Genomic DNA, 16,915 nt, shown 5'->3' with positions numbered 1-16,915 from the left:
AAAACATGGCGGGCTGAGGAAAACTATCAACAAGTCTTAGATATAGATATGGGGATGATATCCATATAATCAAGACAAAAGCCATGATTGGTCGCCCGAACAATAAAAAATGACAAATAAATTGGCAAAAGTCATCAAAAGTAAGGTATCATAAGCCCAAAATTATCCACCCAACAGCCAAGCAACGAGCAAAGTCAACCATGACCCAATCAAGCCACGCCAAGGACACCATCTTTAACCTGCCCAATAATCTGACCATCGCACGCATCGTGATGATTCCGCTTTTTATTGCCATTGCTTATTGGCCGCCTGCGCTTGGTATCGGCGTTCCTGCCATTCCTAATAACGCCATTGCGCGCCTTGGGATGCTTGAATACAGTGACAGCATGCTTAGGCATTTTTTATTGACTTTTTTGTTTATTTTGGCGGCGATTACTGATTGGCTGGATGGATATTTGGCGCGTAAGATGAACATTACTTCCGCCTTTGGTCGATTCCTAGATCCCGTGGCGGACAAGCTGATGGTCGCTGCCGCGCTCATCATTTTGGTGCAGTGGCATCCTAACATCGTCATGGCAACCTGTGGCATCGTCATCATCTCGCGTGAGATCGCGGTGTCTGCACTTCGCGAATGGATGGCAGAATTGGGCGCAAGAACCAGCGTGGCGGTATCTTATGTCGGTAAATTAAAAACCACCTTCCAGATGATCGCCATCTCAGTACTGCTGCTAAACTGGCAAAGTCTAGAGATTCTAGGTTACATCCTGATGATCATCGCGGTGCTTCTGACGCTGTGGTCGATGATGATCTACCTAAAAGCCGCTTGGCCTTATCTAAAAAAACCTTAGAAAAAACCCGTCATCGCGATGGGTTTTTTTGTTGACGTTTAAGCTCTTTTAAATAAATTCATGGCAACCCAAGCAGGCCCGATGAGTAAAAACTGCAAATCCTCAAAGAAAGACGGCTTAGCCCCTTCTATCTTATGCCCGACGAACTGCCCAATCCACGCTACCACGAAGATGGCAATCCACACGCCAATACGCCAATTAACCAAAAGCACAAAGCCAACACACAGCGCAATGAATACCGCCATCGCCAAGAACAGTGATAAGGATAATCTAAGATAGAACCACAGCACACCGACAGCAGCCACAGCCATCAATATTGGGCTAATATTCATGATCAAAGCCACAATGGTCAAAAAAATCACAGGCACGCAGATGACATGAATGAGCTTATTGGTGTGGTCTTGATGGCTGACCGCGTATTCATCAAGCCACGACTGTAGCGACTTATTAATTACGAATAACGACATACAAACTCCTTTTTATTCATCAATCAAGCAGCAACTATGACTGCTGCTCGCTTCTTTGCCAACCGTACAATCCCACAACGGCGTTAATCTGATACACCATGGTCTGAATGGCGAAGATGATGTTGCCCGACATGATATTGACAATCAGCCACACGAAATTCACACCAATCCACAGCCACCAGTTGAACGAATAACGCAGGATCATCGCCGCCTGAGCCGTGATAGACAGCACGAACGCCACCACGTTAATCCAAAAGAAGCTCACCCCAAAGAATCGACTGCCATCATCTTCAATCACGCCATAACCCTGGGCGATGAGCCATTCATTAATCACAGGAAACAGCATCAGCCCGACCGCGACGAATACAGCCGTTACACCCCAGATGTATTTGTTGGCGGTCTTGGGAATCATATTGCCATCATCATCGGTGTGCCCACGCCAATTAATCATGCCATAGACATGGGTAAAAAAGTTAAACATCGGCGCAAGCATTAGCCCGACCGCACCAGACGTGCCTTGTACGACAACCTCGCCTGCCGTCGCCAGCACGCCTAAGCCATTACCAACCAGATTCTTACGAAATGACAATCCCACCACGCATAAAAGCCCAATGATAGACACGCCAAAATAGAACCAATCCAATCCTGAATGTGCTGTGGTACGCCAAAATCCGGTGAACAGTGCTGCCGCCCCGAATATGGACCAAGTCAAAATCCACTGCTTCGTCCAATCCTTCTCACCAAAACCTGTGATATTATCCAAAAATGCAATCTTCATCCTACCCTCACTCATTGCACGCTGTCATGCGTTAATCTAAGCACATGATCATCAATATATCGAACCGCTTGCAGATATCTTTGATGATAATCATCATTATCTATCATATAAGGCGATATCCCGTGTCGCTCGAGCACCGCCAATAATCTTGTGGCGAATCGAGAACGCTGCTTTTGACTGCCTAGGCGGCGCATGCCATCCGCCACCCATTTGACATTATTGTCCAGATAGATGGTGTGATCCATGCGCATCTCATCTGCTAATGCTGAGACCACAGGATGGGTACGCCCCTCGTATTCTTCACAGAATGCCTGCGTGGTTACAAAGTCCGTATCCACCAGCACGACCGGTGCTGTGGCGTGTTTTTTGGCATCTAGGATGGCGCGCGCATGATTCACTGCGATGGCTGTATAATCTGCATACTGAAGACCGACCTCCGTGCCACCCAGATCACTGTGCGTGTATAGCCGCCCCATCTCCAGCGCAACTGTCGCCCCGTAGTGATTAGCAAGCTTATGCACTAAGGTGGTCTTGCCCGAACTTTCACCGCCAACGATACACACCGTCTGCACATGGTCGGACTTGGCGGACGGTGCTAATTTATCAAAGTATAAAATGGGATTGCCGCCAATATCTAATTTATCATACTCATTGGTGGCTAGCGCTGATTTGTGATCTGTGTCTTTTTTGATGAATGTGATCACATCAGCATCAGCAGAATCAGTAGCCATCTTGGCTAGCACCTGCTGAATCATCGACTCATCGGGTAGATCCCCTTGTACATAATCACCCGTTACGGGTAGCTTAAGACTGTCCGATGTATGCACCTTAATAAAATCAAAATACTCACACGCCACCTGCACCCATCGAGCCTTATCCTGCAAGGTCTTGGTATGATACTGATGCTCGCTGGGCGTGACAATGATGTGCAATGTGTCGCATCGCCCTGCAGCGATGTTAATGTCCTGAAGATGTCCCAAATGCAGCGGCTCAAACCACCCCATCAAAAGCCCTATACTCATGAAAATCCTTGTATGCCAAAAAATTACGACGCCTTATTAAAGACTAAAAATCTAAAAGATTCGTCATTATAACAAATTTCCACACCGTCCACGACAAAAGCCCAAAAAGATTACAAAACAACAAAACGCTGCATAACGCTTAGCATTTGGGTTTTGTAGTGCTTTGGTAACTTAGACTGATTTTAAATTGAAAATCGCACTAATAAGCCTCAAATTAATAGCAAGCCAATGAATTTTTTAAGGAATAATCATGACCAAAATGACAAAATTACACCGCTCAACCAAACACCGCGTATTAGCAGGCGTACTTGGCGGCTTTGCAGAATATCTGGGCTGGTCGCCAACCACTGTGCGCGTGTTGTTTTGGGCGGTCATTATCTTTAGCGCAGGCGTTACCTTGCCTATGGCATTATTCGCCTATCTGGTGATGTGGCTAGTTATGCCTGAAGCCACACCTGCTTCATATGCCATCGAGCACGAACACCGCTACTAAGCTACCTTACTAACAAAAACCACGTGAAAACGGTGGTTTTTGTTTTTTGTCATTGGTAAATTATGCTAAAATACGGATAAATTTTTACCCATAAAAGTGACTAATCATGAAAACGCCATTAACCTTTCAACAAATTATCCTAACCCTACAAAACTACTGGGCAGAGCGTGGCTGTGTGGTCTTGCAACCTTATGACATGGAAATGGGGGCGGGGACGTTTCACACTGCCACATTTTTGCGTGCTTTGACGCCCGAAAAATGGAACGCTGCCTACGTTCAGCCGTCTCGCCGCCCAACCGATGGACGATATGGCGACAACCCCAACCGCTTGCAACATTATTATCAATTCCAAGTCGTCTTAAAGCCAAACCCTGCCAATATCCAAGAGCTGTATTTGGGTTCTTTGCAGGCGTTGGGTATTGATACACTAACCCATGACGTGCGTTTTGTGGAGGACAACTGGGAGAGTCCAACTTTGGGTGCGTGGGGGCTTGGCTGGGAGGTGTGGCTAAACGGCATGGAAGTTACTCAGTTTACCTATTTTCAGCAGGTTGGGGGTATTGAGTGTTTCCCTGTAACGGGCGAGATTACTTATGGGCTTGAACGCCTTGCCATGTACATTCAGGGTGTGGACAGCGTCTATGATTTGGTGTGGACGGACGGCGAGTTTGGGCGCGTTACCTATGGCGATGTGTTCCACCAAAACGAAGTTGAGCAGTCCACCTATAATTTTGAATATGCCGATGTGAACAAACTGTTTGAACTGTTTGATTTTTATGAAAAAGAGGCGGACAGATTGGTTGGTGTTAATCTGCCCCTGCCTGCCTATGAAATGGTGTTAAAGGCGTCTCACAGTTTTAACTTACTTGATGCGCGTGGGGCGATTAGTGTTACCGAACGCCAGCGCTTTATCCTACGTGTGCGGACATTGGCTCGTAAAGTGGCGGTCAGCTATGTGCAAGCTCGTGCTAAACTAGGCTTTCCATTGGCAGATGATGAGCATAAAGCAGAAGCTCTTGAAAAATGGCTTGCCAAAGAAGAAGATTGATTTGAACATCACAACCTGTTTATTAATCAGGACACATCATGAACACCAAATTGATTAAATCACTATCTGTATTGTCGCTTATCGCTCTTTTAACCGCTTGTGGCTTTGGCGGTAATAACGACAGTGCAAACAACGAGCGTGAAAACGACCACACCGAATATTCCGACCGTCAATATCGTGATAATGACGATGACAGAAATGACAATCGTGACAATCAAAATGATGACCGCCGTGATAATGATGATGACCGCAATGAGCGTGATGACGATGACAGAAATGACAATCGCAATGACGACCAAGACGGCGACAGAGATAACGATCGTGATAATGATGATAACGACCGTGATAATGACGATGATGACAAAAATTAATGCCAAATAAATATCACATCGGTTATTGATAAAAACCTATATCGTGTTTTATAGTTAATTAAATGTAAAAGGTTAAAATGAGCACAATCCTATTTGAACTTGGCTGTGAAGAGTTGCCACCAAAATCCCTAAAAGCCCTACAAAATGCCCTATACGACCACGTCGAAAAGGCATTGGGTGAGCAAAACATCGCTTTTGATGACATTAAGGCATTCTCTGCCCCACGCCGTTTGGCACTACTTATCAAAGGCGTGGGCGACTATCAGCCCGACCGCACCGAAACCAAAAAAGGCCCAAACATCAAGGCGAGTTTTGATGAGGCAGGCGAGCTGACAAAAGCAGGGCAGGGCTTTTTGCAGGGGCTTAACGCAAACGGCTTAAACCTTACCAAAGACGACTTGATCACAATTAGCGACAAAAAAGGCGAATATGTCGCTTATACGCTTACCATCAAAGGCGAGAAAGTTACCAACCTGATGCCAAGCCTTATCCAAAAGGCATTGGACGACTTGCCGATTGCCAAACGTATGCGTTCTGGGGCGAGCAAGGACGAGTTTGTCCGCCCTGTGCAATGGGCGGTACTCATGGCAGACGATACCGTCATTCCTGCGCGCATTCAAGGACATGACACAGGCAAGCAGTCTCGTGGTCATCGCTATCACGCCCCTGATTTTTTTGTGATTGACCATGCCGAGCATTATGAAAGCCTGCTTGCTGAGCGGTTTGTGGTGGCGGATTTTGCCAAACGCCAAGCCAGCATTGTTGAGCAAGTCAGTCAGCTATCCGATGAAGTGGGGGCAGATGCCATTGTGCCTGCTGATTTATTGGACGAGGTTACCGCCCTTGTGGATTATCCTGTGGCAATGAGAGCAAGCTTTGATGAGAAATTTTTAAGCGTGCCACAAGAAGCATTAATCAGCACGATGCAAGCTGACCAAAAGTATTTTTGCTTGACCAAAGACGGAAAATTACAGCCTTATTTTATCTTTATCAGCAACATTGACAGCCTTGATAAATCTGCGGTGATTTTGGGCAATGAAAAAGTGGTACGCCCACGCCTGTCGGACGCTGAATTTTTCTTTTTACAAGACCAAAAACGTCCGCTTGCCGACTTTGCCGAAACCCTAAAAACCCGAGTATTCCAAGACAAACTTGGCACGATTTGGGAAAAGGGCGAGCGTATTGCCAAACTGTCCGCCTTTATTAGCGAAAACCTGCGTCCGCACGGTTGGGACGTGCCGACCGATGATGTGGTGCGAGCGGGGGTTTTGGCGAAAGCGGATTTGGCGACCACGTTGGTGGGCGAATTCCCCGAATTGCAAGGCATTGCAGGGACATATTATGCCCACAAATCAGGCGAGAAAGCGGACGTGGCGAACGCCATTGCCGAGCAATACCTGCCCAAATTTAGTGGCGATGAATTGCCAAAAACCCCAATCGGTATCGCCCTTGCCTTGTCCGACCGCCTAGACACTTTGGTGGGGATTTTTGGCATTAACGAAGCTCCGACAGGCTCAAAAGATCCATTTAGCCTAAGACGGACAAGCATTGGCGTTCTGCGTATTTTGATTGAAAATAAACTGCCATTAAATCTAGCGAGCCTTGTGCGTGAAGCGATTGCTAATTTTGGCGATAAATTAACCAACGCCAACACCTTTGATGATGTCATGGAATTTGTGGGTTCACGCTATCGTGCCATGTACACCGAGCAGGGCGTGAATGTGGACACCATTCAAGCGGTGCAAGCGATTAACCCACAAAGCCCGCTTGATTTTGATGAGCGTATCCGTGCCGTGCAGGCGTTTCGTGCATTGCCACAGGCACAGGTGCTGGCAGAGAACAACAAACGTGTTGCCAATATCCTTGCCAAAGCCGACAACGTGGGCGAGAATGTAGATGAGAGCCTATTGACCGAGACGGCAGAAAAGGCGTTGTATCAGGCGATTTTGAGTGCCAAAGAGACGGTGAAACCCTTGCAGGACAATGCCAATTATCAAGGAGTATTGACCGCCTTGAGTGCCTTGGCAAGCCCATTGACCGACTTTTTTGATAATGTCATGGTAAATGCCGATGATGAAAATCTCAAAAACAATCGCCTAGCCTTGCTTGGGCAGGTGCGTACGCTGTTTTTGAGCGTGGCGGATATTGGGGTGCTTCAAAGCTAATCTGTATGCCACATCAAAAAGCCTTGCAAGACGCAAGGCTTTTTTATTGATCATGCCAATTTTTTTGATCATGCCAATTTTTTGATCTTAAATCCAAGCTCTGCCATTGCAGATTCTTGCTCTAGTGGTGCAAGACTTGCCTTGGTGCATGGCTTATCTTTTAGGTAGGTTTGTGCGACACGCTTTAGATCATCGACACTTACTGCTAGGATTTTGGCACGCAGCGCCTGCTGATATGCCTTATCACGCCCATGCAGCTCACCAAAGCATGACTTAACCGCCTCGCCCGCTGGGGATCCAGGCTTGTCCATGCCTGCGACGATGCCCAAAATCGCCTCTTCAAGCTTTTCATCATCATGATCGTTATCAAGCAACCAATCAATGCTTGCCATGAAGTGATCAAAAGTCGCAACGCAGTTCGGATCGCGATAGCTGTAGAATTTAAATGCTGCTGCATTCGCATCAAAGCTAGCCCCGCCGCCATACGCTCCGCCTTTCTCACGGATGGTGGCATGCAGATAGCCATTACGCAAGAATGGTGCAAGCACCATCAGCGCAGGCGCATCATCGTCATCTGACGTGGTCGCAGCATAGACGGCAGCATTATGATAGACATTCGTTGAGATGAGCCAAGCAATGTCATCTTGAGCGTCATCCTCGATGATGCCTGTCAAAGCATCAAAAGGCAGCGGCGACGTCGATTGCTTACCAGATGCCTTGCGATTCTTCAAAGTTCTGGCAATCTTATCGCTAATCACGACTGCAGAGTCGGACTCACAGACTAAGATCACATCCTTAGGTAGGCTGGTGATGGCATCGTGCAAGGCTACCAATCGCGCGCATAAGACCTCCCATTTATCTTCATTCTCATCCGCTAAGAACGCCTTTAACGCACTTAGTGCAGGTAAGCCTGAAAAGGCATATTCAATCTTAGCAAGGCGGCTCATATTGCGACTGGCTGTCTGCATGGCATAAGCATGACCTGCACCCGTAAGACGCGATTGCCAGCTGGTTTGTTTTTGTTGTAGGAGCTCACGAATGCGATCCGTCTCGGTGAATATCGTCTCATCCAGTACTTCACTCACCAGATTAACGGCGTCTAGTTTGCGGTTAAGCGCACGGGTCGCCACCACAAAATAACTACTCATCTTGTCTTTATCCGTCACATCGGTTCGCTGACTGATGCGCGCCGTCACCCCCGATGAGCACGCTGCTTGCACCGCTTGGAATTCACGCGCGTCACGCTGATGCGTCCCCACCTCTGACAGTAGCGTCAGATAAATTGGCAGCAATGGGTTATTTAAAATATCGTCAGCAGCATCGCCCAGATCAGCGACCACCTGATAATAATACAGCCCATTCGTGCCCGCATGATATTCATACAACGTGCGCGTGTCGCCGTCGATGTTGATGGGTTTTTTGATGGCGTGTGTAAAGGCGACATCACTTGGAACGTCTGACAGACCCACTTTCGGCAGTAAGTTCACATCATCAATCATCGCTTGGCGCGCCTGTAGTTCAGCAGTTTTTTGTTGGATGATGGCACGCGCCTCGTTGCTAAGTAACCCATTGAGCTGGTCAAGTGCCGCCTGCTCATCATCGATGAGCCTTTGGGCTTTGTCTTTGTCAGGTGAAGCAGTTAGGCGCACGCGATGTGGGTTGTCGATCAGGTGTTTTTTGATGAGTGATGGCACGAATTTAGGATCTTTCGCCTGCTGTCTTAGCCAGGTCAGATGCTCATCAATCTGCCACACATCCAGCGGATCACCACCGTGCACCACCGTGCTAAACGCCTCAAGCATCAGCGTCAAGCCATAAGGCATGCTGTCACCACCGATGTGTCTTTGGTCAAGCTCTATCTGATGTAGCACCGTCTCGATGGTCTCATCATCAACACCTTCTGCAGCGACTTTTGAGAGTAGGTCTAAGATGCCTTGCTCCACATCATCGGCATATTCGACGTCCGAGCCTCGCACACCAGCATAGAACACCATCTCATAATGACTGTCATCTAAGCCAAGCAGCGGACTTGGCGCCACAGACTGTGGATAACTCTCAAGATAAGCACGCAGTGGAGAGCCTGAGTGCTCAACCAAAACCCCCTCCATCAGACGCAGTGACAATCTTTCACGGGGGTCGCTGATGGTTGGTAATAGCCACGACAGCACATGGTGGGTCATCTGTTTGCCGTTATCATCAGCGGTATAAGTATCAAAGGCTTGTACAGGCTGGGTTAGGCGTGTCTCTAGGGCTGAGGTGAACTTTTTGCCCACTTTAGGACGGCTGATGTCATCAAAGCGCGCCAACACATCATTCTGCAATTTGTCCTGAATGTCTTTGGCAGGAATGTCCCCAAAGCTCATCACGATGGCGTTCGATGGATGATAATGTGCCTGATGGAATTTCACCAGATCGTCATGGGTCAGATTAACAATGTGCTTAGGATCGCCACCAGAATTATAATGATAGGTCGTCGTTGGGAACAGATGATGCGTCAGTGCATAATACAGCTGATCGATCTCACCGCTCATCGCGCCCTTCATCTCATTAAAGACAATGCCGTGATATTGTGGCTTGCCCGCTTCATCCAGCTCAATGCGAATACCCTCTTGGGCAAAATCCAGCTCATGAATATTGGGAAAAAAACACGCATCCACATACACAGACAGCAGATTAAAAAAATCATTCTTGTTCTGAGTGGCGAACGGATAAACCGTCCAGTCCGCTGCCGTCATGGCATTCATAAACGTCTGCAAGGAACGCTTAATCATACTAAAGAACGGATCGCGCACAGGGTATTTTTCAGAGCCACACAGCACCACATGCTCTAAGATATGCGCCTCACCGCGCGATGTCATCGGCTGCGTGGCAAAACCGATCATCAGTGCATTCTCCTCATTATCACATGCCAGATGATAATGCATGAGCCCCGTTTCTTTGTGGCGATAATATGCCACGTCGATGTTTAGTGCGTCGATTTTCGTTGTTGATATGAGTTCAAAAGCAGGATTGTTGGCGGTCATGAGTATCCTTAATAATTGTTCGTATGGATGAATAAAGTCATCAAAAATCGCTAGTTTAGCATAATTAATTCAAGGTGTTGAGATTAAAATCACACAAATCACCACATCTCATTTAATGCCGTCAAAATAAAAAATCGCAAGTGGTTTAGCTTGCGATTTTTATATTTATCGAAAGTTTAAGATAAGGGGCTGTACTGGTATAACATTGATGTTGCTATAGTACAGCCCCAAACTCTTTAAAAAAGCAATATCAACAATAAATCCCATGGTGCGAATTAAACTTATTGCTAGTAAGAACATTCTTGCGGTCGGGCTTGACCGTCTAGCAGTAGGAATCCCCTCGGTTTAGCGAGGGGAGGAAGTCAAATCAACAATCACACGTCAAGCAAAAAATTAATCGGGCCGTCATTGACTGCCATGACCGCCATATTCGCCCCAAATTCGCCTGTGGCAACGCTTGGATGGGCTTGTTTGGCATAATTTACCAACTTATCAAACAATGCCCTTGCGTCATCTGGGGGCATGGCAGGGGCAAAATCAGGACGGCGACCCTTGTCGGTTTTTGCCATTAGGGTAAATTGCGACACGAGCAATAAGCCACCGCCCACATCGGACACTGATTTGCCCATTTTGCCGTTGTCGTCTTCAAAAATGCGGTAGGCGATGATTTTATCCACCAGTCTGCACGCTTTATCAAAATCATCATCTTTGCCAATGCCGATATAGGCAAGCACGCCTGATTGGATTTGTCCGATGATTTGACCATCCACATTGACATGGGCGGACTTAACTCGTTGGATTAGGGCTTTCATGGGTTTTTCCTTTGGGTTGGGTTTAAATGGGGGTGTTGGGGTGATTTATTTTTTGGTAGAATTTATTCTATGTAAAGTGTGAATTTTGGGCGAATAAATTGCCCCTACACGCTTATTATTGCAAAAATTATTTTAATGGAACAATGCCAAATTTTAACCATTTTAAAAATTACTCTGCCCGTATCTTATACCGCACCCAATCATAACCCCAATTAAAAAGTAGCGTATATACCCCAATCACCGCCACCACGCCAATATCCATAACAAACGCCATCCACAGCAAGACATCTAGGGCGTAGGCAATTATCGGCACGGTTGCCAAAACAGCCCACCTTCAAACAAGCCCACATGAACAAGGCGAGTGCCAAGCAAGCGGTAAAGACGTTCGCCCGTTACCACTTTGTCAAACAAAAAATTAAACACCATGTTTCACACCATCGCCAGCACCGAGATTACCACCGCCAAACCTGTAGCGTGGGTCGGGCTATGGTTGTCGCCAAACAGGGCAAAAACAGCCACCGTCAGCCCAATCGCCCCAATCTTAAACAGTACGGCATGAAATAGGCGTTCTTTGGCAGTCATGGGATCGGTTGGGGTGTTTGACATAAAATTTAGCAAAATATAACGGTTATTATAGCAAATATCGGTTAAAATAGCCCAAACCCGTTTTTATTTTGGAAAAATCATGAACCTATTTACCCTAGCCCAAAACTTAGCCCCACAGCAAACCCTATCAGAAGTGGCAGGCTACCTTGCCAAAAGTCAAAATCCGTACATCAAAAAAGCCTTTGTCCATACTTTTGCCAAAGCCTATAACATTGATTTGGTAGAATATGAGCGTGGCAATTTGGATGATTATGACAGTTTCAACGACTTTTTTACCCGTGAATTAAAGAGTGGTATGCGACCAATTGACGAGACGGCAGACGGCATTGCCTGTCCCGCTGACGGTAAAATCAGCCAAATCGGAGCAATCACAAATGGGCAACTCATTCAAGCCAAAGGGCGAGATTATGACGTGGGGCAACTTTTGGCGGATTTTGAGCTCGGTAAGGCGTTTGTGGACGGTTCGTTTGCCACGATTTATCTTGCCCCCACCAACTACCACCGTGTACATATGCCCTTTGACGGTACGTTGGTTGCCACACGCTATGTGCCAGGGACGCTGTTTTCGGTCAATAACACCACCGCCGAGAACGTGCCTGACCTGTTCGCCCGTAACGAGCGGTTGGTGTGCGAATTTGACACCGCTTTTGGGCGTGCGTGCGTGGTGCTGGTTGGGGCGATGATTGTGGCGGGGATTGAGTCTGTGGCGACAGGGGCAATCAAACGCACGCCCTACATTCAGCACCGCACGCATGACATGACGCTCAAAAAAGGCGATGAGCTTGGGCGGTTTTATCTAGGTTCTACCGCCATTATCGTGCTACCCAAATCGGCAAATACCGAATGGGGTGATGAGTTTGTGCATGGTAAGACGGTGGTAATGGGGCAGAGGATTGGACAAGTTACACAGTCTTAATTTATCAGTTAAACTTGCCAAAATGGTAGGGTGCGTACTATGCACCATTTGCCCAATCATTACAGCTTGGCATAAATCAAACCGACGGCTTGATTTATGCCAGTTTTCATTTTGAAATAAAGAAAAATCGTTAGATTGTCATTGGTTTTATCAAGCGAGCTGATAGACGTATTGCACGCTCTAATTCATGACACGCCCATGCCGACTATCTGGCGGACGAGATACAGGGCATTTTGGGCTTGACGGTGGATGTTAGTGAGATGATTGGTAAATTTAAACTGAGCCAAAACCGAGAGCAGGGCGATTTTGACAGCGTGGTGCAAGGTTTGACCGATAGCGGACAAGTAGGGCTGGCGGAGGCGGTTGCCAGAACGCGCGAATAGGCTAGGACGGATTGGCTGGGCACATCTGACTGGTAAATTTATTGTGCTATTTTGCTTATGTGCCAACAAAATCAAACATCAGATCAGGTTCGTCGCCCGCCATGAGATGAGTCAATGCTTTCGCGGAGCCGCAGGCATGCGTAAAGCCAAGCGTGCCATGACCTGTGTTCAGCCATAGATTATCCAGTGTCTCCCCTGTCGAGCCGTGACGTACCTGCCCGAAGTGCGCCTGTCCGATGAGTGGCACATTGGACGGTGTCATGGGGCGCAGTCCTGTCCAGTAATTTGGCTCATCATAACTTAACGCATCGCCGAACACAGATCGAACGCGGCGCGTCAAGGCATGACAGCGTGTCTCATCAAGATTTGTATTATAGCCGTTAAATTCTGCCGTACCTGCCACACGTAGCACATCGCGCTGATCGGAGGTAAAGCGGCTCATGACGAGCTTATATTCATCATCGATCATGCTGACTTGTGGTACTCGAGCGCCATCAAGCACCTGATAGGTGGCTGAATAGCCCTTAGCAGGGAAAATCGGTAAAAACACCCCAATCGCATCAAGTAATGCCTTGCCATGACTTGCCAGGCAGACGACATAATGGTTGCTTTTATGGGTGATGATGTTGTCTTTGTGGGTTAGTGTCAGATGGGTGATGGTGCCTTTGGTCTGATGGATGCTATCGATGCGCGTATCATGTAGGAAGTTGACGCCTTGCGCTTGGCAGTGCTTGGCGAGCTTGCGGGTGAATAGATGAGCGTTACCAGACAGATCGGCATCAGTATAAGTCGCCCCCACTAAGGCATCACCCAGCATGCCAAGTGCAGGCTCGATGTGCCGAGCTTGATCGGGGCTGATGAGCGTGCGATGACAGCCTAATGTCTGCATTCTCTGCGTGGGCGTGATTGCGGATTGATATTCTGCATGACTGGTATAAAAGTGCATGATGCCCTGTAGCCGCTGTTCAAATGCCAATGGCAACTGCGCCATCAGATCCTTTAGCGCATCGCGAGAATAAAGCCCCAGATTGACCATCTGCACCAGATTGGCGTCGGCACGCTTGGCGGTGCATTCTCTTAAGAATCTATAGATGAACCGCATCTGTTCTATGTTGCCATTGATGCGATAAAGCAGAGGCGCATCGGGCTGGCTGAGCCATTTTAGGGCTTTTAGAGGGGTGCTGGGATTCGCCCATGGCGTAGCGTGGCATACTGAGATCTGACCACCATTGGCGAAGCTGGTCTCCATGGCGGGCAGGTTTTGGCGGTCGATGACCGTTACATCAAAGCCTGCTTGAGACAGATACCAAGCGCTAGTGACACCCGTAACGCCCGCACCGAGCACCGTAACGGTTGGCTTATTGGTATTAGCCACGCGCCACATCACCCATAAGCTTATCGGGCAAGGGTAAAATCCCCCCGATTTCCGCTACATTCTCAGGCGAGCCAATGACTAGGGCGTCAAAACCACCATCGGTAGGTACGCTATTGACGATTTGTACTTTGCCAAGTTTATCGCCGTCATTTGCCTGTTCTGTGAGCGAGATACGGTGCAGGTAGGCTTTTGGGCTTGCCTTGAACCACAGCCGGGCGATGATCTCTTGCCCTAGATAGCAGCCTTTATCATAGTCCACGCCTCCACGCTGGTGTAGGCGCAGCTCTTGGGGTTGGAACAGTCCTTGGGTTGCTTTGGTGATCCAATAGTTGCCTGTTTGGATGCTTAAGCTTGCCCAATTCTGAGCATCGGCTTGATCGGCATCATCACTAAAGGCCGGCTGACCATGCTCTATAGCAGGATAAATGGGCACGACATCAGACTGGGTGAATTTAGAAAATGCGCCGTATTTTTTGATGTGTGCGGTCAGATCGCTCATGCAGTCTGCTGAGGTGACGAGCGCGAAAGATTCATCGTCAATGCGTCTTACCCATAGCCCAAACTGCACGCGACCCTTTGAATCGCTGATGGCACAGGGCGAAAAATCATCGGTTAATTTTTCGACATTGATGGTTAATTGACCTTGTAAGAATTTGGTGGCGTCTTTACCGCTTAGGGTGACTTGCTCAAAAGTGGGGATTGTCGTTGTCATGATTGTGTCTTATCGTTTGTTGTGAAATAAATAAAAAAGCAGTTATGCTATGGTTGTCATTGTAGCATTTTCAAGGCAAGATTAACATTTTGTATCAACAAAAAATTCGCAAAATCTGCTATACTAGGCGCTCATAATTTTAGCTCTATTTAGGATGTATCATGAATCTACCTGCCTGCCCAAAATGCGAAGAAAACTACACCTATGCTGATGGCGATCTCTTGATCTGCCCAATGTGCGCGCATGAATGGTCAGCAGATGCAGACACGGATGACATGCCTATTATTAAGGATGCAGTGGGCAACGTGCTAAATGATGGCGACAGCGTAACTGTGATTAAGGATTTGAAGGTCAAAGGCTCATCAACGCCAATCAAAGTAGGTACAAAAGTCAAATCCATCCGCCTGATTCATGACGCACCAGACGATCATGACATTGATTGTAAGATCGATGGCTTTGGTGCAATGAAACTAAAATCCAGCGTGGTAAAAAAAGCCTAGTTCTATTTTCTTTCTATCTGCATTCATAAAATCAAATAACAAGGAACTTCCATGACGACACTTACTGCCGACCAAGTCTTATTTGAAAAAGCCAAACGCCACATTCCGGGGGGTGTAAACTCGCCCGTGCGTGCCTTTGCAGGGGTGGGTGGTACGCCTGTGTTCGTAAGCCGTGCCAAGGGAGCGTATATGTACGACACCCAAGGGCGTGAGTACATCGACTACGTTGGCTCGTGGGGACCTATGATTTTAGGTCATGCTCACCCCAAAGTCATTGATGCGGTCAAAAAGGCTGCCGATGACGGCTTGTCCTTTGGGGCTCCCACGCCCTTTGAGACCACGATGGCGGATTTGATTGCCGACATCATCCCGCACATTGAGCTCGTTCGCATGGTGTCATCAGGCACGGAGGCGACCATGAGTGCCATTCGTCTGGCTCGTGGCTACACAGGGCGAGATAAGATTGTCAAATTTGAAGGGTGCTATCATGGGCATTCAGATAGCCTGCTTGTCAAGGCAGGTTCTGGCATGCTAGACATTGGCGAGCCGACATCTCAGGGCGTGCCTGCCGACTTTGCCAAGCATACTGTAACTTTGCCTTATAATGACATTGATGCGTTGCAATCCGCCTTTGATAAATTTGGCGATGAATTTGCGTGCGTGATTTTAGAGCCGATAGCGGGTAACATGAACATGGTTGTCCCAAGCCAAGAGTTTCATAACACCCTGCGTAAGCTTTGCACCAAGCACGGGGCGGTTTTAATTTTTGATGAAGTGATGACGGGCTTTCGTGTGGGACTGCGTGGAGCAAGTCATCATTTTAGCATTACCCCCGATCTTAGCACCTTTGGCAAAATCATCGGGGCTGGCTTGCCTGTGGGAGCATTTGGCGGTAAGCGTGAGATTATGGAATGTATAGCTCCCTTGGGCGGTGTTTACCAAGCAGGGACACTGTCTGGCAACCCCTTAGCCATGCGTGCAGGTAAGGCGATGTTTGATGAATTAACTCGTCCGAGTTTTTATGAAGAATTAACCGCCAAAACCGCCAAACTGGTAAACGGCTTGCAAGCACTGGCGGGCAAACACGGTATAGATTTTGCAAGCTGTCATGTGGGCGGTATGTTTGGGCTGTTTTTTGCCAAAGAATTACCCAAAAACTTTAATGACGTGGCATGCGCCGACACCAAACGCTTTAATAAGTTTTTCCACGGCATGCTAGAACGTGGCATTTATCTTGCGCCTTCTGCCTTTGAGGCGGCGTTCATGTCGATTGCGCACACTGATGATGACATTAAAAAGACGCTGGCGGCGGCGGATGAAGTCTTTGCATCGTTGTGATTAAAATGATTTTTTCTTGTATTTGTTCTGTTTATCATTATATAGTTAAAAATTTAAA

The 16,915-nt window shown here is 47.6% G+C and carries 19 protein-coding genes; 9 read left to right on the top strand and 10 right to left on the bottom strand.

Features of this window, described 5'->3' with window-relative positions; translation table 11 throughout:
* The first annotated feature begins 200 nt into the window (after positions 1–200).
* Positions 201–848 (top strand): CDP-diacylglycerol--glycerol-3-phosphate 3-phosphatidyltransferase, encoded by a 648-nt coding sequence (pgsA, locus tag AAX10_RS08540; protein WP_036365634.1) that lies wholly within the window; start codon positions 201–203, stop codon positions 846–848.
* 38 nt (positions 849–886) lie between these two features.
* On the opposite strand, the gene AAX10_RS08535 is transcribed toward pgsA, so the two are convergent.
* From AAX10_RS08535 to nadR, 3 genes are read right to left on the bottom strand one after another with little or no spacing between them, the layout of a single operon-like run.
* A complete protein-coding gene (locus tag AAX10_RS08535) occupies positions 887–1,315 on the bottom strand; it encodes an Mpo1 family 2-hydroxy fatty acid dioxygenase (protein WP_046700386.1) in 429 nt (142 codons plus the stop codon).
* Between the two features lie 34 nt (positions 1,316–1,349).
* A complete protein-coding gene (gene pnuC, locus AAX10_RS08530) occupies positions 1,350–2,093 on the bottom strand; it encodes a nicotinamide riboside transporter PnuC (RefSeq protein ID WP_046700385.1) in 744 nt (247 codons plus the stop codon).
* A gap of 11 nt (positions 2,094–2,104) precedes the next feature.
* Entirely contained in the window at positions 2,105–3,115 is a 1,011-nt protein-coding gene (gene nadR, locus AAX10_RS08525; RefSeq protein ID WP_046700384.1) for a multifunctional transcriptional regulator/nicotinamide-nucleotide adenylyltransferase/ribosylnicotinamide kinase NadR, read from the bottom strand.
* Between the two features lie 250 nt (positions 3,116–3,365).
* On the opposite strand from nadR, the gene AAX10_RS08520 reads away from it, so the two are divergent.
* From AAX10_RS08520 to glyS, 4 genes are all read left to right on the top strand, one after another.
* Complete coding sequence (locus AAX10_RS08520; RefSeq protein ID WP_036365649.1) at positions 3,366–3,608, top strand: PspC domain-containing protein; 243 nt, start codon at positions 3,366–3,368, stop codon at positions 3,606–3,608.
* A gap of 106 nt (positions 3,609–3,714) precedes the next feature.
* Positions 3,715–4,656, top strand: coding sequence for a glycine--tRNA ligase subunit alpha (glyQ, locus tag AAX10_RS08515; protein ID WP_046700383.1), 942 nt, complete (start codon positions 3,715–3,717; stop codon positions 4,654–4,656).
* A 38-nt stretch (positions 4,657–4,694) separates the two neighbouring features.
* A complete protein-coding gene (locus tag AAX10_RS08510) occupies positions 4,695–5,027 on the top strand; it encodes a hypothetical protein (RefSeq protein WP_046700382.1) in 333 nt (110 codons plus the stop codon).
* A gap of 77 nt (positions 5,028–5,104) precedes the next feature.
* Positions 5,105–7,192: a glycine--tRNA ligase subunit beta gene (gene glyS / locus AAX10_RS08505; RefSeq protein WP_046700381.1), complete on the top strand. Its 2,088-nt coding sequence runs from the start codon at positions 5,105–5,107 to the stop codon at positions 7,190–7,192.
* A 68-nt stretch (positions 7,193–7,260) separates the two neighbouring features.
* Here glyS and AAX10_RS08500 read toward each other — a convergent pair whose 3' ends face one another.
* The 5 genes from AAX10_RS08500 to AAX10_RS10370 all read right to left on the bottom strand — a co-directional run bounded on the left by AAX10_RS08500 (position 7,261) and on the right by AAX10_RS10370 (position 11,633).
* Complete coding sequence (locus AAX10_RS08500; protein ID WP_046700380.1) at positions 7,261–10,215, bottom strand: insulinase family protein; 2,955 nt, start codon at positions 10,213–10,215, stop codon at positions 7,261–7,263.
* A 374-nt stretch (positions 10,216–10,589) separates the two neighbouring features.
* Positions 10,590–11,027 carry a D-aminoacyl-tRNA deacylase gene (dtd, locus tag AAX10_RS08495; protein WP_046700379.1) on the bottom strand — a complete coding sequence of 146 codons (438 nt, stop codon included), beginning with the start codon at positions 11,025–11,027 and terminating at the stop codon, positions 10,590–10,592.
* Positions 11,028–11,196: 169 nt separating this feature from the next.
* Positions 11,197–11,340, bottom strand: a complete 144-nt coding sequence (locus tag AAX10_RS10375; RefSeq protein ID WP_228707569.1) for a chlorhexidine efflux transporter — start codon at positions 11,338–11,340, stop codon at positions 11,197–11,199.
* Positions 11,331–11,453 (bottom strand): PACE efflux transporter, encoded by a 123-nt coding sequence (locus tag AAX10_RS10525; RefSeq protein WP_264677489.1) that lies wholly within the window; start codon positions 11,451–11,453, stop codon positions 11,331–11,333. The genes AAX10_RS10375 and AAX10_RS10525 overlap by 10 nt, the downstream gene beginning before the upstream one ends.
* A 3-nt stretch (positions 11,454–11,456) precedes the next feature.
* The gene (locus AAX10_RS10370; RefSeq protein ID WP_226997766.1) at positions 11,457–11,633 is read right to left on the bottom strand and encodes a PACE efflux transporter; all 177 of its coding nucleotides are present in this window, start codon (positions 11,631–11,633) and stop codon (positions 11,457–11,459) included.
* 79 nt (positions 11,634–11,712) lie between these two features.
* On the opposite strand from AAX10_RS10370, the gene asd reads away from it, so the two are divergent.
* Positions 11,713–12,549: an archaetidylserine decarboxylase gene (asd, locus tag AAX10_RS08485; RefSeq protein ID WP_046700378.1), complete on the top strand. Its 837-nt coding sequence runs from the start codon at positions 11,713–11,715 to the stop codon at positions 12,547–12,549.
* A gap of 260 nt (positions 12,550–12,809) precedes the next feature.
* Positions 12,810–12,932 carry a hypothetical protein gene (locus tag AAX10_RS10520; protein ID WP_267284325.1) on the top strand — a complete coding sequence of 41 codons (123 nt, stop codon included), beginning with the start codon at positions 12,810–12,812 and terminating at the stop codon, positions 12,930–12,932.
* 55 nt (positions 12,933–12,987) lie between these two features.
* Here AAX10_RS10520 and AAX10_RS08480 read toward each other — a convergent pair whose 3' ends face one another.
* Positions 12,988–14,307, bottom strand: a complete 1,320-nt coding sequence (locus AAX10_RS08480; RefSeq protein ID WP_226997765.1) for a D-amino acid dehydrogenase — start codon at positions 14,305–14,307, stop codon at positions 12,988–12,990.
* Positions 14,300–15,019, bottom strand: coding sequence for a CAF17-like 4Fe-4S cluster assembly/insertion protein YgfZ (gene ygfZ / locus AAX10_RS08475; protein WP_046700376.1), 720 nt, complete (start codon positions 15,017–15,019; stop codon positions 14,300–14,302). The genes AAX10_RS08480 and ygfZ overlap by 8 nt, the downstream gene beginning before the upstream one ends.
* 161 nt (positions 15,020–15,180) lie before the next feature.
* Here ygfZ and AAX10_RS08470 point away from each other — a divergent pair, with 161 nt between their 5' ends.
* On the top strand, positions 15,181–15,519 hold the full coding sequence (locus AAX10_RS08470) for a zinc ribbon domain-containing protein YjdM (protein ID WP_046700375.1): 339 nt from the start codon (positions 15,181–15,183) through the stop codon (positions 15,517–15,519).
* A 51-nt stretch (positions 15,520–15,570) separates the two neighbouring features.
* On the top strand, positions 15,571–16,857 hold the full coding sequence (gene hemL, locus AAX10_RS08465; protein ID WP_046700374.1) for a glutamate-1-semialdehyde 2,1-aminomutase: 1,287 nt from the start codon (positions 15,571–15,573) through the stop codon (positions 16,855–16,857).
* Positions 16,858–16,915: the final 58 nt, after the last annotated feature.

Origin of the sequence: Moraxella bovoculi (assembly GCF_000988745.2) — a bacterium.
GTDB classification, from domain to species: Bacteria; Pseudomonadota; Gammaproteobacteria; order Pseudomonadales; family Moraxellaceae; genus Moraxella; species Moraxella bovoculi.
The sequence above is the reverse complement of the archived record's forward strand: the minus strand, read 5'-3'. Positions and strand labels throughout refer to the sequence as shown.

What these genes read in the sequence shown, in the direction of transcription:
- pgsA (WP_036365634.1), top strand. Translation starts at nt 201, where the DNA reads ATGACCCAATCAAGCCACGCCAAGGACACCATCTTTAACCTGCCCAAT.
- AAX10_RS08535 (WP_046700386.1), bottom strand. Translation starts at nt 1,315, where the DNA reads ATGTCGTTATTCGTAATTAATAAGTCGCTACAGTCGTGGCTTGATGAA.
- pnuC (WP_046700385.1), bottom strand. Translation starts at nt 2,093, where the DNA reads ATGAAGATTGCATTTTTGGATAATATCACAGGTTTTGGTGAGAAGGAT.
- nadR (WP_046700384.1), bottom strand. Translation starts at nt 3,115, where the DNA reads ATGAGTATAGGGCTTTTGATGGGGTGGTTTGAGCCGCTGCATTTGGGA.
- AAX10_RS08520 (WP_036365649.1), top strand. Translation starts at nt 3,366, where the DNA reads ATGACCAAAATGACAAAATTACACCGCTCAACCAAACACCGCGTATTA.
- glyQ (WP_046700383.1), top strand. Translation starts at nt 3,715, where the DNA reads ATGAAAACGCCATTAACCTTTCAACAAATTATCCTAACCCTACAAAAC.
- AAX10_RS08510 (WP_046700382.1), top strand. Translation starts at nt 4,695, where the DNA reads ATGAACACCAAATTGATTAAATCACTATCTGTATTGTCGCTTATCGCT.
- glyS (WP_046700381.1), top strand. Translation starts at nt 5,105, where the DNA reads ATGAGCACAATCCTATTTGAACTTGGCTGTGAAGAGTTGCCACCAAAA.
- AAX10_RS08500 (WP_046700380.1), bottom strand. Translation starts at nt 10,215, where the DNA reads ATGACCGCCAACAATCCTGCTTTTGAACTCATATCAACAACGAAAATC.
- dtd (WP_046700379.1), bottom strand. Translation starts at nt 11,027, where the DNA reads ATGAAAGCCCTAATCCAACGAGTTAAGTCCGCCCATGTCAATGTGGAT.
- AAX10_RS10525 (WP_264677489.1), bottom strand. Translation starts at nt 11,453, where the DNA reads ATGGTGTTTAATTTTTTGTTTGACAAAGTGGTAACGGGCGAACGTCTT.
- AAX10_RS10370 (WP_226997766.1), bottom strand. Translation starts at nt 11,633, where the DNA reads ATGTCAAACACCCCAACCGATCCCATGACTGCCAAAGAACGCCTATTT.
- asd (WP_046700378.1), top strand. Translation starts at nt 11,713, where the DNA reads ATGAACCTATTTACCCTAGCCCAAAACTTAGCCCCACAGCAAACCCTA.
- AAX10_RS10520 (WP_267284325.1), top strand. Translation starts at nt 12,810, where the DNA reads ATGATTGGTAAATTTAAACTGAGCCAAAACCGAGAGCAGGGCGATTTT.
- ygfZ (WP_046700376.1), bottom strand. Translation starts at nt 15,019, where the DNA reads ATGACAACGACAATCCCCACTTTTGAGCAAGTCACCCTAAGCGGTAAA.
- AAX10_RS08470 (WP_046700375.1), top strand. Translation starts at nt 15,181, where the DNA reads ATGAATCTACCTGCCTGCCCAAAATGCGAAGAAAACTACACCTATGCT.
- hemL (WP_046700374.1), top strand. Translation starts at nt 15,571, where the DNA reads ATGACGACACTTACTGCCGACCAAGTCTTATTTGAAAAAGCCAAACGC.